This is a genomic window from Streptococcus sp. HN38 (genome assembly GCF_028335765.1).
GTDB classification, from domain to species: Bacteria; Bacillota; Bacilli; order Lactobacillales; family Streptococcaceae; genus Streptococcus; species Streptococcus suis_P.
On record NZ_CP116604.1, the window covers coordinates 1703921 to 1719098 of the forward strand.

Consider the following 15178-nt stretch of genomic DNA (forward strand, 5'->3'; position numbering starts at 1 on the left):
CATAACCTCTTATTTTGTTTTTGTAAGTATAATTTGCATATTTGCTTCCGTCTGAGACAGTACAACTGGCAAGACATTGCCGTCGCTATCTACAGCCTGTAATTTAGCTGTACCACTATAATTCTCAGACAGATTGCTCACATCCATCGCAACAGCTTCGACCTGATCAATCTTAGCCATTGTTTCTTCATCCGTTGTCACTTTAACGGTATCTACGTTGACTGAAACCTTAGACAGACTGTAACCCTCTGCCAATTGATTACTATAGACTCTACCAGCTACCGGGAATGCCTTGCTAACTTTTTTACCAATCTTAACGGTAATCGCATCAGGTGCTAGTGTGGCACTCACTCCTGCTGGCAAATTGGTCAATTGTAGCTTGACAGTCTGTGTCCCATCACTCAACTCTCTCAAATCCGCAGTCACTTGAAACGTCCGAGTTGACTCATCGGATTCTCTCTGTAGGAGAACACGATTAGAGCCCCTTAATTCAACTGCTACCGTCGAAGAAAATCCGGAAATAAAATACTTGTTTGTATCATATTCAATCTCAATCGGTACATTGCTCAGTGTGTGAACATAGGTTTCTGACTCCGTGTTCTGTGCAGCTGTTTCTGAATTTTTATAGTTGGTGGTTGTTGCATAGAAAAAGAGCAACAATGCTAGAAAAATAGATAAGGCTAAGTGACCTACAGCTTTAAACTTATCGTTCATGTTTGCCACCTCCTAATCGCTTCCAGATGGACTTCTTCTCTACATTTTCAGAAATAAAAGTCGCTCGCAACTCTGCTTCAAACTCATCCAAAGTCAAATCATGTTTAAATATCCCGTTTCGTGCAATAGAGATACTGCCAGTTTCTTCAGAAACAATAAATACAAACGCATCAGATACCTCCGATAAGCCAATGGCTGCACGATGTCGTGTTCCAAATTCCTTTGAAATTCCTGCGCTCTCTGACAGGGGCAAATAAGCACAAGCAACAGCTACCTTGTCTTCCTTGACAATTACAGCCCCATCATGTAGCGGTGTATTCGGGATGAAAATATTTATTAACAATTCCTGCGATATATCCGCATTGAGTGGAATCCCCGTTGCTCTATATTCTTGCAATGTTTGGGCTTGTTCTACTGCCACAAGTGCACCAATTTTACGCGGAGACATATAAGCAACCGATTTGAGAAAAGCAACAATTAACTTTTCTTCTGCACTCACTGTATTTGTCCCAAAAATCTGAGTTGTCCTCCCTAACCTCTCAAGCATGGCCCGTAATTCCGGAGCAAAAATCACAACTGCAGCAATCACTCCATAGGTGATAACCTGATTGATCAACCAAGCAATAGTCTGCAGACCGAATAAACTCGCTATAATCTGGAAAATAATGAAGAGAAAAACCCCTCGAATCAATGTCATAATTTTAGTACCTGCAATAGACTTACTAAAATTATAAATCAAATAAACAACTATACTAATATCAATTAGGTGCAACAGTGCGGTCCAAGGACTGGCTATCAAACTCGACCAATACCCTGTATCCAGTAACTGGTTTAGGTTTAACATATCATTCTCATACTTTCTAACTCATACATAGTAATGTACCCATTATACCATATTTTCCCCTTTTCTTTAGAAAATAGTGACCTTCCTGTTAAAAATAGTACAGATTTACTGCAGGAATATATCACGTTCCAACACACTCCATTCTAGAAAATCAGTGACCTTTATGATAAAATAGTCCCATGAAAATAAATACAGCTTTGGGTATTCTAGCAGGAAAAAGCTCCCAGTTCATTTTGAAAAAACTAGGACGTGGTACTACTCTGCCTGGGAAAATTGCCCTCAAATTCGATAAACATATTTTGGATAGTTTGGCTAAGGATTATGAAGTTGTCGTCATTACCGGAACAAATGGCAAGACGTTGACAACCGCATTAACAGTTGGAATTCTCCAGGAAGCCTTCGGAGAAATTACGACCAACACCAGCGGTGCCAATATGATTACAGGGATTACAGCCACTTTTTTGTCAGCTAAGAAAAATAAGAATGGTAAAAAAATAGCTGTCTTGGAAATCGACGAAGCAAGTCTTGCCCGTGTGACCGACTTTATCAAGCCTAGCTTGATCGTCTTCACCAATATCTTCCGTGACCAGATGGATCGCTACGGTGAGATTTATACCACCTACCAGATGATTTTGGACGGGGCTGCAAAAGCTCCGCAGGCAACTATTTTGGCCAATGGAGATAGTCCGCTTTTCAACTCAACGAAAGTCGTCAATCCAATAAAATACTACGGTTTTGCGACGGAAGAGCATGAGCCACGTCTGGCCCATTACAATACCGAAGGCGTTCTCTGTCCTCATTGCCACCAGATTATCCAGTACAAGCTCAATACCTACGCTAACTTGGGTAGCTACATCTGTAACAACTGTGGCTTTAGCCGACCTGAACTGGACTACAAGTTGACCGAACTAAAAGACATCACCAATACCTCTTCTACTTTTGCTATTGACGGACAGGACTACAAAATCAACATCGGTGGGCTTTACAATATCTACAATGCCCTAGCAGCTGTCAGCGTAGCAGAATTTTTCGGTGTATCTCCTGAAAAAATCAAGGCAGGATTTGACAAATCCAAGGCAGTCTTTGGTCGCCAAGAAACCTTTAAACTCGGTGATAAGGATTGTACCTTGGTCTTGATTAAAAACCCTGTCGGTGCAACCCAGGCCATTGAAATGATGAAACTGGCTCCATACGATTTTAGCCTATCTGTTCTTCTCAATGCCAACTACGCTGACGGAATTGATACCAGCTGGATTTGGGACGCTGACTTTGAACAAATCACTCAAATGGACATTCCACAAGTCTTTGCAGGCGGTGTTCGTTCATCTGAAATCGCCCGTCGCCTCCGTGTGACTGGCTATCCTGAGAACCAGATTACTGAAACGCCGAAACTGGAAGACATCATGGCCTTGATTGAGCAATCGAGTAGCCAACATGCTTATATTTTAGCTACTTATACAGCTATGCTCGAATTCCGCGACCTGCTGGCTCAACGCCAAGCCGTTGGAAAGGAGATGAAATAATGGTCTATACGTCATTAAAAAGTCCTGAAAAAGACTACACTTACGATCTCCACATCGCCCACCTCTACGGTGATTTGATGAACACCTACGGGGACAACGGCAATATCCTCATGCTCAAGTATGTGGCTGAAAAGCTGGGGGCTCGTGTTCAGGTGGACATCGTTTCGCTGACAGATGAATTTGACAAAAATTTCTACGACATCGCCTTTTTCGGTGGTGGTCAGGACTATGAGCAGTCTATTTTAGCCAAGGATTTACCAACTAAAAAAGACAGCCTAGCAGACTTTATCGAAAACGATGGTGTCATGCTGGCTATCTGCGGTGGCTTCCAATTGCTCGGGCAATATTACATCGAAGCTGGTGGCCGCAAGATTGACGGTCTAGGAATCATGGGCCATTACACCCTCAACCAGACCAATAACCGCTATATCGGCGACATCAAAATTCACAATGAGGAGTTCAACGAAACCTACTACGGTTTCGAAAATCACCAAGGTCGCACCTTCCTAGCTGACAACCAAAAACCGCTAGGCAAGGTCGTTTACGGCAATGGCAACAATAAGAAAGACGGTGGCGAAGGCATGCACTATAAAAATACCTTCGGCAGCTACTTCCACGGACCAATCCTGTCCCGCAATGCCAACCTAGCCTACCGCTTGGTCATAACTTCCCTCCGTAAAAAATACGGACAAGACATCCAACTTGCTAGCTACGCTGACATCCTCAGCAAAGAAGTCGCTGAAGAATACGGCGATGTAAAAAGCAAGGCAGAATTTGAGAAATAAAGCAAAACCGCTTCTGATATCCAGAGGCGGTTTCATTTTTTATATAGTTCCTACCAAAAGCACTGCCTCAACCGTAATCTCCGTCAACTGGCTCAAGTCCAGCTTGGACTGGTCCACTTGGAAAAAGAGGGGCGTCATGTCTGCCAAGACTTGAGCATGGGCGGCTGTAATCGGCAGAGTCCGGCTGACCAGCACTTGCTCCACCTGCCCCAGGTAAGACCTGAAATGGTCCACAATATCCTGGTTATCATAGGATTCCTTGCGAAGTTGGTCTTTGGCTAAATGGCGGAGCTCCTTGAGGTGATTGGGGCCTGGGACTAATTTTAGAATTGCCCCACCAGTTTTTAACACTCTGGCAAACTCCTGATAATTGGCTGGGGAAAAGATGTCCAAGATACCGTCAATCGTCTTATCTTGAATAGGCAACTTGGTCAAGTCACCGACAAACCATTTGACCGACTTGGTCCTGTCAGATTTGGCTGCTAGAAGGATAGAATCCTTGGAAATATCAAAAGCAAGAATGTCCAAGTCCATTTTCTCGGCTAATTTGCGGGAATAAAAGCCCTCTCCACAGCCGATGTCCAAGACAGACCGCAATCCCAGCTCTGCTATTTTCCCCTCCAAAGCCTCGTAGAGATGATCGTAATAGCCCGCCTCTAAAAAGGCCTGGCGGTTTTCAAAGCTAGACTTGTGGTAGTTGGCGGACTGCTTGACCTGGGGTGCCAGATTGACGTAGCCCTGCTTGGCGATGTCGAAGGTGTGGCGGTTGGGACAGCGGAGGCTGTTGAGGTCAAGACCAAGGGCCTGCCCACAATGGGGACAGGCAAAAAATTGGTCGCTATTTAGGAAACGTGGGTGTTTGGTCATCTTATTTGTATTCTTTTCTAAAGCGGTGCAGGGCTAGTCCTGATAGGAGCGTGGCAATGGCTCCTGTAAAGACCAGCAAGTAGCCGACTGGAATGAGGTAAAAATTTTCATGCAGAATGCCCTTGGCATCGATATACTCGACTGAGTTTGCCTTGATGATAAAGCAGACGAAGCCGAGTAGCATGAGAAAGCTCCCGATAATGGTAATGGTCAGGTGCATCTGGGTGCGGCGGCCTTCACGACCGTCTTTTACAAGTTTTTCTGTCATGTTGTTCATGTCAGTTCCTCCTAAGATAAGGTGATCTAAGGAGATCGAAAAGACAGAGGACATGAGAATCAAGAGCTCCAAGTCGGGCAGGTTTTTGTCATTTTCCCAGTTGGAAACAGCCTGCCTGGTCACATTGAGTCTGAGGGCAAACTGCTCTTGGGTCAAACCTTTCTTTTTTCGTAAGTCTTTGATTTGTTGTCCAAAGTTCATTTCTTCTCCTTTCAGGAACCTGTCTGGCAGGTCCTAAACTCATCTTAGCCTGTCGGTCGATGTTTGCCAAGAAAGACTGGCTTGCTCTGGACTTTTTTAGCGAAAGGTGGTCTTGCTAACTCCGCAAGACTGACTTGCAAGCCTGTTCTATCAAGGGTTTGAGCCTCTTGTCAACTTGCTGTCAACCTAGCCCATCTGCTCAGATAATTCCTCCCATTCTTCCATGAGGTTTTCTTGTTGGGCAGTCAATTGATCGATTTCTTTCTGGTAATCGGTTAGCTGACCGATGTCGTTGGTTTCTAGCATGGCTTGGTTGAGCTCGCTTAAGCGGTTTTCGATGCTATCGATTTCTGCCTCGATTTGCTCGATGCGGCGGGCTAGTTTGCGTTGCTCTTTTTGGTTTTCCTTTTGTGCTTGGTAGTCCATAGCTCCGGCTGATTGGCTAGTACTTTCTAGCTGGTCAGGCTGGGCTTCTGCTTGCTGCTCTGCCTTTTTCTCCAAATAATAGTCATAGTCGCCCAAGTAGAGCGTGGAGCCAGTTTCCGAGATTTCGAGGACCTTGGTGGCGACGCGGTTGATGAAATAGCGGTCGTGGCTGACAAAGAGCAGGGTGCCGTCAAAGTCGATAAGGGCATTTTCCAGAACCTCCTTGCTGTCGATGTCCAGATGGTTGGTCGGCTCGTCGAGGATGAGGAAGTTGTTATTTTCCATGGAGAGCTTGGCAAGGAGCAGGCGGGCCTTTTCCCCACCAGATAGCATGGAAACGGACTTTTTGACATCATCTCCTGAGAAGAGGAAGGCTCCAAGACGGTTGCGGATTTCCACTTCAGGTGTGGTCGGAAAGGCTGACCAGAGCTCCTCCAAGACGGTGTTGGAAGGCGTCAGGGCCGACTGGGTCTGGTCGTAGTAGCCTACTTCCACATTGGCACCTAGCTTGGCTTCCCCTTTGATAAATGGCAGAGCTCCGATGATGGATTTGAGCAGGGTTGTTTTTCCGATTCCATTCGGACCGACAATGGCAATGGTATCCAGCTTGCGTTGGTCAATAGAAATAGGCTGGGAAAGAATGTTTCCATCGTAGCCCACCGCAGCATTTTCCACTGTCAAGACGATATTGCCAGAAGTCTTGTCCGACTGGAAAGTCATGTTGGCAGACTTCTGACCAGTTGTTGGCTTGTCCAGTCGCTCCATCTTTTCCAACTGCTTGCGTCTAGCCTGAGCACGCTTGGTGGTCGAAGCACGGACAATATTTTTCTGAACAAAGTCTTCTAACTTGGCAATTTCCTTCTGTTGCTTCTCATAATTTTGCAATTCCGTTTGCAACTTCTGCTCTTTGAGCTCGACAAACTGAGAATAATTGCCCACATAGCGATCCAAGGAATGCTTGGTCAAGTCCAGTGTCAGTGTCGCTACCTTGTCCAAGAAATAGCGGTCGTGACTGACGATAATCAAGGCTCCCTTGTAATGCACTAGGTAGTTTTCCAGCCAAGCAATCGTGTCAATATCCAGGTGGTTGGTAGGTTCGTCCAACACCAAGAGTTCTGGGCTTTCAAGCAGCATTTTTGCCAGAGCAAGTCGAGTATTCTGCCCCCCAGAGAGCGCAGAGATTTTCATGTCCCACATGGTCTGGTCAAACTTGAAACCATTCAAAATAGCACGGATGTCTGCCTCATAGCTAAAACCACCTGCCAGACGAAATTCTTCCGACAGACTATCATAGGTCTTCATGAGCTGGTCGAGTTCATTACCAGAAAGACTGCCCATTTGTTCTTCCATAGACCGCAGGCGTTTCTCCGTCATCCGCAGGTCGTCAAAGACATGGAGCATCTCATCGTAAATGGTATTTTCCGACTGGAATCGACTGTCCTGCGCCAGATAAGAAAGCGATAGATCCCGTTTGGTAGAAATTTCACCACTAGTTGCTGCTTCTTCTCCGACAAGGATTTTAAGAAGAGTTGACTTGCCAGCCCCATTTTTTCCGACAAGAGCAATCCGATCCCGCTCGTCCACTTGAATGTTGATATTGTTAAATAAAACTTCGCCCGCAAATGAGCGTTCAATCTTGTTTCCACTTAGAATAATCATAGCAATATTGTACCATAAATTAGCCGAACCATGACACCTGCTATTCACCAAAAATATAGATAGCCAATCCTTCTACCCAAAAAAGCTCTATAATGTCGTCAATGGTTGAAACCACTAGCGAATTATAGAGCTATTTTTGATACGTCCCAATTAGTTTAACGAAGAGTTCGCTTTTCTACTGCAATACAGAATTCTGTTAACTCTCTCAGTTCTATCTACAAACTGAATACCATTATGAAATATCATCATCTTCTCGCTCCTTACGACGACGTTTAGCCATAAGTGCAAAGGCTCCTCCTAACATTGTGGCACTCAACAATCCTGATACTGAGGACTGGGTCTCACCTGTATTAGGTAGCTTAGTTGCCTTCCGATTCACTGGTTTTGCAACTTCAGAAGTCATCGCAGACATACTTGCTGATGTGGACGCCGATGTACTTGCGCTAGTTGAGACACTTATGCTTGCTGACAACGATTGAGAGGTACTTATGGATTCAGATACCGATTGAATATCAATTTTTGGTAATTCCATGGAAGTACCACCAGCATTTGATACAATCCAAATCTCTGACGCACTTGTCGATGCAGACGTGCTGGCGCTGGTTGAAGCGGACGTGCTTGCACTTGTCGAGGCAGACGTACTTGCCGACGTTGATGCGGAGGTACTTGCACTTGTCGAGGCAGACGTACTTGCGCTGGTTGAAGCACTTGTACTTGCGCTGGTTGAAGCGGACATGCTGGCTGACGTTGATGCGGACGTGCTGGCACTTGTCGATGCAGACGTACTTGCGCTAGTTGAAGCACTTGTACTTGCCGATGTTGAAGCGGAGGTACTTGCGCTTGTCGATGCAGACGTGCTTGCACTCGTTGAGGCGGACGTACTTGCCGACGTTGAGGCAGACGTGCTTGCACTTGTCGAGGCGGACGTACTTGCGCTGGTTGAGGCACTTGTACTTGCCGATGTTGAAGCGGACGTACTTGCACTAGTCGAGGCGGACGTACTTGCTGACGTTGAAGCACTTGTACTTGCGCTAGTTGAGGCACTTGTACTTGCCGATGTTGAAGCGGACGTGCTGGCTGACGTTGATGCGGAGGTACTTGCACTTGTCGAGGCGGACGTACTTGCTGACGTTGAGGCGGACATGCTGGCTGACGTTGAAGCAGACGTGCTTGCACTTGTTGATGCAGACGTACTTGCACTTGTTGAAGCAGACGTACTTGCGCTGGTTGATGCTGAAGTACTTGCTGACGTTGATGCACTTGTACTTGCACTTGTCGAGGCAGACGTGCTGGCGCTGGTTGAAGCACTTGTACTTGCACTTGTCGAGACAGACGTACTTGCACTCGTTGAAGCGGAGGTACTTGCCGACGTTGAAGCACTTGTGCTTGCGCTTGTCGATGCTGACGTGCTGGCTGACGTTGATGCACTTGTGCTTGCGCTAGTCGATGCGGAAGTACTTGCACTCGTTGACGCGGACGTACTTGCACTCGTTGAGGCGGACGTGCTTGCACTTGTTGAAGCACTTGTACTTGCGCTGGTTGAGGCACTTGTACTTGCGCTAGTCGATGCGGATGTACTTGCGCTGGTTGAGGCACTTGTACTTGCGCTAGTCGATGCGGATGTACTTGCACTCGTTGATGCTGACGTGCTTGCAGACGTCGAGGCTGACGTGCTTGCAGACGTGGACGCGGACGTACTTGCTGACGTTGAAGCACTTGTACTTGCGCTGGTTGATGCTGACGTGCTCGCGCTGGTTGAGGCAGACGTACTTGCTGACGTTGAAGCACTTGTACTTGCGCTGGTTGAGGCAGAAGTACTTGCACTCGTTGAAGCACTTGTGCTTGCCGACGTTGAAGCGGAAGTACTTGCGCTCGTTGAGGCACTTGTGCTTGCACTTGTCGATGCGGACGTGCTTGCACTTGTTGAGGCGGACGTACTTGCACTCGTTGATGCGGAAGTGCTTGCACTTGTTGAAGCACTTGTACTTGCGCTGGTTGACGCGGATGTACTTGCGCTAGTCGATGCGGATGTACTTGCGCTGGTTGAGGCACTTGTACTTGCGCTAGTCGATGCGGATGTACTTGCACTTGTTGACGCTGACGTGCTCGCGCTAGTGGACGCGGATGTACTTGCGCTGGTTGAAGCTGACGTGCTTGCAGACGTCGATGCGGACGTACTTGCGCTCGTTGAGGCTGAAGCACTTGCACTCGTTGATGCTGAGGTACTTGCTGACGTTGAGGCACTGGTGCTTGCACTTGTCGAGGCTGAAGTACTTGCACTTGTTGAAGCTGAAGTACTTGCGCTCGTTGATGCGGAAGTGCTTGCACTTGTTGAAGCGGATGTACTTGCACTTGTTGAGGCGGACGTGCTTGCACTTGTTGAAGCTGAAGTACTTGCGCTCGTTGAGGCAGACGTGCTGGCACTTGTCGAGGCGGAAGTACTTGCGCTCGTTGAGGCACTTGTACTTGCCGATGTTGATGCAGACGTACTTGCGCTGGTTGAAGCGGATGTACTTGCACTTGTTGATGCAGACGTGCTTGCAGACGTCGATGCGGACGTGCTGGCTGACGTCGATGCGGACGTACTTGCGCTCGTTGACGCGGAAGTACTTGCGCTAGTCGATGCGGAAGTACTTGCACTTGTTGAAGCTGAGGTACTTGCGCTCGTTGATGCGGATGTGCTTGCACTTGTTGATGCACTGGTGCTTGCAGACGTCGATGCGGACGTACTTGCACTGGTTGAAGCTGATGTACTTGCGCTAGTCGATGCGGACGTACTTGCACTTGTTGAAGCTGACGTGCTTGCGCTAGTCGATGCGGACGTACTTGCGCTCGTTGAGGCAGACGTGCTTGCACTTGTTGAAGCTGACGTCGATGCTGACGTGCTGGCTGACGTTGATGCACTTGTGCTTGCGCTAGTCGATGCGGACGTTGAAGCTGAGGTACTTGCGCTAGTCGATGCTGACGTGCTTGCACTTGTCGAGGCTGAAGTACTTGCACTCGTTGATGCTGAGGTACTTGCTGACGTTGAGGCACTGGTGCTTGCACTTGTTGAAGCTGAGGTGCTTGCCGACGTTGACGCGGACGTACTTGCACTCGTTGAGGCGGACGTACTTGCGCTCGTTGATGCTGAGGTACTTGCTGACGTTGAGGCAGATGTGCTTGCGCTTGTCGAGGCTGAAGTACTTGCACTCGTTGAGGCGGACGTACTTGCGCTCGTTGATGCTGAGGTACTTGCTGAAGTAGACGCACTGGTTGACGCAGAGGTACTTGCGCTGGTTGAAGCACTTGTACTTGCGCTCGTTGACGCAGACGTGCTCGCGCTGGTCGACGCACTTGTACTTGCGCTGGTTGATGCACTTGTACTTGCACTTGTTGAAGCTGAAGTACTTGCGCTGGTTGATGCGGACGTACTTGCGCTCGTTGAAGCGGATGTACTTGCGCTTGTTGACGCAGACGTACTTGCACTTGTTGAGGCGGATGTACTTGCCGACGTTGAGGCGGACGTACTTGCGCTCGTTGAAGCCGAAGTACTTGCGCTGGTTGACGCAGACGTGCTTGCGCTAGTCGATGCGGACGTACTTGCGCTGGTTGACGCAGACGTGCTTGCGCTGGTTGACGCAGACGTGCTTGCACTTGTTGAGGCGGACGTACTTGCTGACGTCGATGCTGACGTACTTGCCGACGTTGAAGCTGAGGTACTTGCACTTGTTGAGGCACTGGTGCTTGCGCTAGTTGAAGCTGACGTGCTGGCTGACGTCGATGCTGAGGTACTTGCGCTAGTTGATGCAGAGGTGCTTGCTGATGTTGAAGCACTGGTACTTGCCGACGTTGAAGCCGAAGTACTTGCGCTCGTTGACGCAGACGTACTTGCTGACGTCGACGCGGACGTACTTGCACTGGTTGAAGCTGATGTACTTGCGCTCGTTGATGCGGAAGTGCTTGCACTTGTTGAAGCGGACGTGCTTGCACTTGTTGAAGCTGATGTACTTGCGCTCGTTGACGCGGACGTACTTGCGCTAGTCGATGCGGAAGTACTTGCACTAGTCGATGCGGAAGTACTTGCACTTGTTGAAGCGGACGTACTTGCGCTAGTCGATGCGGAAGTACTTGCACTGGTTGAAGCTGATGTACTTGCGCTCGTTGATGCGGAAGTGCTTGCACTTGTTGATGCACTGGTGCTTGCAGACGTCGATGCGGAAGTACTTGCACTGGTTGAAGCTGATGTACTTGCGCTCGTTGACGCGGACGTACTTGCGCTAGTCGATGCGGACGTGCTGGCTGACGTTGAGGCAGACGTGCTGGCGCTAGTCGATGCGGACGTACTTGCCGACGTTGATGCAGACGTGCTCGCGCTGGTCGACGCACTTGTACTTGCGCTGGTTGACGCAGACGTGCTTGCCGACGTTGAAGCACTTGTACTTGCGCTGGTTGACGCAGACGTACTTGCGCTGGTTGAAGCTGACGTGCTGGCTGACGTTGAAGCTGATGTGCTTGCACTTGTCGATGCGGACGTTGATGCGGATGTGCTTGCGCTAGTCGATGCGGAAGTACTTGCACTGGTTGATGCGGATGTACTTGCACTTGTTGATGCTGACGTGCTTGCAGACGTGCTTGCCGATGTTGATGCAGACGTACTTGCACTGGTTGATGCAGACGTACTTGCACTGGTTGATGCGGATGTACTTGCACTTGTTGATGCAGACGTGCTCGCGCTGGTTGAAGCGGACGTGCTTGCGCTGGTCGATGCGGACGTGCTTGCACTTGTTGAAGCTGATGTACTTGCGCTCGTTGACGCGGACGTACTTGCGCTGGTTGACGCAGACGTGCTGGCACTTGTTGATGCAGACGTACTTGCGCTCGTTGACGCGGATGTACTTGCACTTGTTGATGCAGACGTGCTGGCTGACGTCGATGCGGACGTACTTGCGCTGGTTGAAGCTGACGTGCTGGCACTTGTTGATGCAGACGTACTTGCGCTCGTTGATGCGGACGTGCTGGCTGACGTTGATGCGGATGTGCTTGCACTTGTCGATGCGGACGTACTTGCGCTGGTTGAAGCACTTGTACTTGCGCTGGTTGAAGCAGACGTGCTTGCACTTGTTGATGCAGACGTGCTTGCCGATGTTGATGCAGACGTACTTGCGCTGGTTGATGCGGATGTACTTGCACTTGTTGATGCAGACGTGCTGGCTGACGTCGATGCGGACGTACTTGCGCTGGTTGAAGCACTTGTACTTGCGCTGGTTGAAGCTGACGTGCTGGCACTTGTTGATGCAGACGTACTTGCGCTCGTTGATGCGGATGTACTTGCACTTGTTGATGCAGACGTGCTGGCACTTGTTGAAGCTGAAGTACTTGCGCTCGTTGACGCAGACGTACTTGCACTTGTTGATGCACTGGTGCTTGCAGACGTCGATGCGGAAGTGCTTGCACTGGTTGACGCGGATGTACTTGCACTTGTTGACGCGGACGTGCTCGCGCTGGTTGATGCTGACGTACTTGCTGACGTTGAAGCACTTGTACTTGCGCTAGTCGATGCGGACGTACTTGCACTTGTTGATGCGGAAGTGCTTGCAGACGTCGATGCGGAGGTACTTGCGCTAGTCGATGCGGAAGTACTTGCACTTGTTGAAGCTGACGTGCTTGCACTTGTCGAGGCTGAAGTACTTGCACTCGTTGATGCTGAGGTACTTGCTGACGTTGAGGCACTTGTGCTTGCACTTGTCGAGGCTGAAGTACTTGCGCTCGTTGATGCGGAAGTACTTGCGCTGGTTGAGGTACTTGTACTTGCGCTGGTTGACGCGGATGTACTTGCGCTGGTTGATGCTGACGTGCTTGCCGACGTTGAAGCAGACGTACTTGCGCTGGTTGAAGCTGACGTGCTCGCGCTGGTTGAGGCACTTGTACTTGCACTCGTTGAAGCTGACGTGCTTGCAGACGTCGATGCGGACGTACTTGCGCTGGTTGATGCTGACGTGCTTGCACTTGTCGATGCGGAAGTGCTTGCACTTGTTGAGGCTGAAGTACTTGCGCTCGTTGAGGCAGACGTGCTTGCACTTGTTGAAGCACTTGTACTTGCGCTGGTTGACGCGGATGTACTTGCGCTAGTCGATGCGGAAGTACTTGCACTCGTTGAGGCAGACGTGCTTGCACTTGTCGAGGCTGAAGTACTTGCACTCGTTGATGCGGAGGTACTTGCTGACGTTGAGGCACTTGTGCTTGCACTTGTCGAGGCTGAAGTACTTGCGCTGGTTGACGCTGACGTGCTTGCAGACGTTGAAGCAGACGTACTTGCGCTCGTTGATGCGGAAGTGCTTGCACTTGTTGAAGCTGACGTGCTTGCAGACGTTGACGCGGACGTACTTGCGCTAGTCGATGCTGACGTGCTCGCGCTGGTTGAGGCTGACGTACTTGCACTCGTTGACGCGGACGTACTTGCACTCATTGACGCGGACGTGCTTGCAGACGTTGAAGCACTTGTACTTGCGCTGGTTGACGCGGACGTACTTGCACTCGTTGAGGCACTGGTGCTTGCACTTGTTGATGCACTGGTGCTTGCAGACGTCGATGCTGAAGTACTTGCGCTGGTTGAGGCACTTGTACTTGCGCTAGTCGATGCGGATGTACTTGCGCTGGTTGACGCTGACGTGCTCGCGCTGGTTGAGGCACTTGTGCTTGCTGACGTTGAAGCTGACGTGCTCGCGCTGGTTGACGCTGACGTGCTTGCGCTAGTTGACGCTGAGGTGCTGGCTGACTCGCTGGCTGATACTGAGGCAGACTCAGAATTCCTGTCAGTAACCTTTAAGGTATATGTTTTCTCAGTCTTAGCACCGTGGGCATCTGTCGCTGCTACAGTTACCGTATAGATTCCTGCTACTAATGTCTCTACTGGGACATTCGGCTGGCTTCCTTGATAAACAATACTACCTTTTGAATCTTTTACCGTATAAGTAACAGTGGTTGTAAGACTGTCATTTGGATCTCTGTCATCTTCTGTATCTGTAACTGTAACACCAGTAGAGATGTCAATCGTTGTTTTTCCACCACGGTCAATAGTCTGATCAGAAACGGTTACATTCGGTGCTGTATTTTCCTGCAATGTGATAGAGCTGGTGGCTGTTTTTACCGCTCCAGTCGAATCGGTAGCTGTGACTGAAACAGTATAAGTTCCCGCTGGGAGATTTGTCAAATCAACAGGTAAAGAATCACCATTTTTCGCCTTAATCGTCTGTGAATATCCTGTAGCAGGATTTGTAATCACGACTTGGATAGCCGTTGTGTAAGTATCCGTTGCACTCTTATCATCTTCTGAGTCCGTAATGGTGATGTAATCTTTCAAGTCAATTCTTGTTGATGTTCCAGATGGTTGTCGCGTAATCGTAGCATCTTGCGTTGCAATCGTCGGTGCCGTATTTGTTACAGTAACTGGAACCTCGACGTCTTTGCTAAATCCATCGGTAGTTGTTACCGTCACGCGAATCGTTCCGCGCTTTGTGTTGGTCGTCGGATCCGTGCTTGTCACCGTTAAGATTGGATTGCCTTGCGCATCTTTGGCAACTGCTGTTGTAGCGGTTCCGTTACTTACCGTGACTTGGTCTTTCACCATCTGTTCGGTAATTGGTGTTACTGAATCAACTGTGATGGCACCAACAGAAGTCGTCAGGTAATTCAGGGTTACAGTAACTGTTTTTTCAATCCCTTGTTTAGTCGTTACCTTGACGTTGACAGTACCAGAGGTGTCTGGAATCGTTCCCACAACAGCATAGGTCAGTCCAGCATCCTGCAAAACTGTACTGCTACTGCCGACAGCTGTAGCTTTTACCCAGTTTTCAATCTCTGTTGCTGAAGGTTTCTCAAGAACTGCTTTGGTCACATCGGA

At 49.0% G+C, this 15178-nt stretch carries 10 protein-coding genes; 4 read left to right on the forward strand and 6 right to left on the reverse strand.

The window, feature by feature from the left end; genetic code table 11:
• Positions 1-9 precede the first annotated feature (9 nt).
• Together PHA78_RS08210 and cdaA are read right to left on the reverse strand one after the other, a co-directional pair.
• Entirely contained in the window at positions 10-714 is a 705-nt protein-coding gene (locus PHA78_RS08210) for a CdaR family protein (protein WP_002940535.1), read from the reverse strand.
• Positions 704-1558 (reverse strand): diadenylate cyclase CdaA, encoded by an 855-nt coding sequence (gene cdaA / locus PHA78_RS08215; RefSeq protein WP_024419028.1) that lies wholly within the window; start codon positions 1556-1558, stop codon positions 704-706. The genes PHA78_RS08210 and cdaA overlap by 11 nt, the downstream gene beginning before the upstream one ends.
• A gap of 179 nt (positions 1559-1737) precedes the next feature.
• Here cdaA and murT point away from each other — a divergent pair, with 179 nt between their 5' ends.
• A complete protein-coding gene (murT, locus tag PHA78_RS08220) occupies positions 1738-3081 on the forward strand; it encodes a lipid II isoglutaminyl synthase subunit MurT (protein WP_099780137.1) in 1344 nt (447 codons plus the stop codon).
• Complete coding sequence (gatD, locus tag PHA78_RS08225) at positions 3081-3866, forward strand: lipid II isoglutaminyl synthase subunit GatD (protein ID WP_029175728.1); 786 nt, start codon at positions 3081-3083, stop codon at positions 3864-3866. Before murT ends, gatD begins: the two co-directional genes overlap by 1 nt.
• A gap of 39 nt (positions 3867-3905) precedes the next feature.
• Here the strand turns inward: gatD and PHA78_RS08230 are convergent, their stop codons facing one another.
• The 4 genes from PHA78_RS08230 to PHA78_RS12590 all read right to left on the reverse strand — a co-directional run bounded on the left by PHA78_RS08230 (position 3906) and on the right by PHA78_RS12590 (position 7615).
• Positions 3906-4733, reverse strand: coding sequence for a putative RNA methyltransferase (locus PHA78_RS08230; RefSeq protein ID WP_272157961.1), 828 nt, complete (start codon positions 4731-4733; stop codon positions 3906-3908).
• Position 4734: 1 nt separating this feature from the next.
• The gene (locus PHA78_RS08235; RefSeq protein WP_272157962.1) at positions 4735-5211 is read right to left on the reverse strand and encodes a DUF3955 domain-containing protein; all 477 of its coding nucleotides are present in this window, start codon (positions 5209-5211) and stop codon (positions 4735-4737) included.
• 186 nt (positions 5212-5397) lie between these two features.
• The gene (locus tag PHA78_RS08240; protein ID WP_272157963.1) at positions 5398-7296 is read right to left on the reverse strand and encodes an ABC-F family ATP-binding cassette domain-containing protein; all 1899 of its coding nucleotides are present in this window, start codon (positions 7294-7296) and stop codon (positions 5398-5400) included.
• A 232-nt stretch (positions 7297-7528) separates the two neighbouring features.
• A complete protein-coding gene (locus tag PHA78_RS12590; RefSeq protein ID WP_431523059.1) occupies positions 7529-7615 on the reverse strand; it encodes a hypothetical protein in 87 nt (28 codons plus the stop codon).
• Here PHA78_RS12590 and PHA78_RS12595 point away from each other — a divergent pair.
• Together PHA78_RS12595 and PHA78_RS12600 are read left to right on the forward strand one after the other, a co-directional pair.
• The gene (locus PHA78_RS12595; RefSeq protein WP_153962734.1) at positions 7602-7775 is read left to right on the forward strand and encodes a hypothetical protein; all 174 of its coding nucleotides are present in this window, start codon (positions 7602-7604) and stop codon (positions 7773-7775) included. The two genes, PHA78_RS12590 and PHA78_RS12595, sit on opposite strands and share 14 nt — an antisense overlap.
• A 51-nt stretch (positions 7776-7826) precedes the next feature.
• Positions 7827-14165: a hypothetical protein gene (locus tag PHA78_RS12600; RefSeq protein WP_443033273.1), complete on the forward strand. Its 6339-nt coding sequence runs from the start codon at positions 7827-7829 to the stop codon at positions 14163-14165.
• The last annotated feature ends 1013 nt before the right edge of the window (positions 14166-15178 follow it).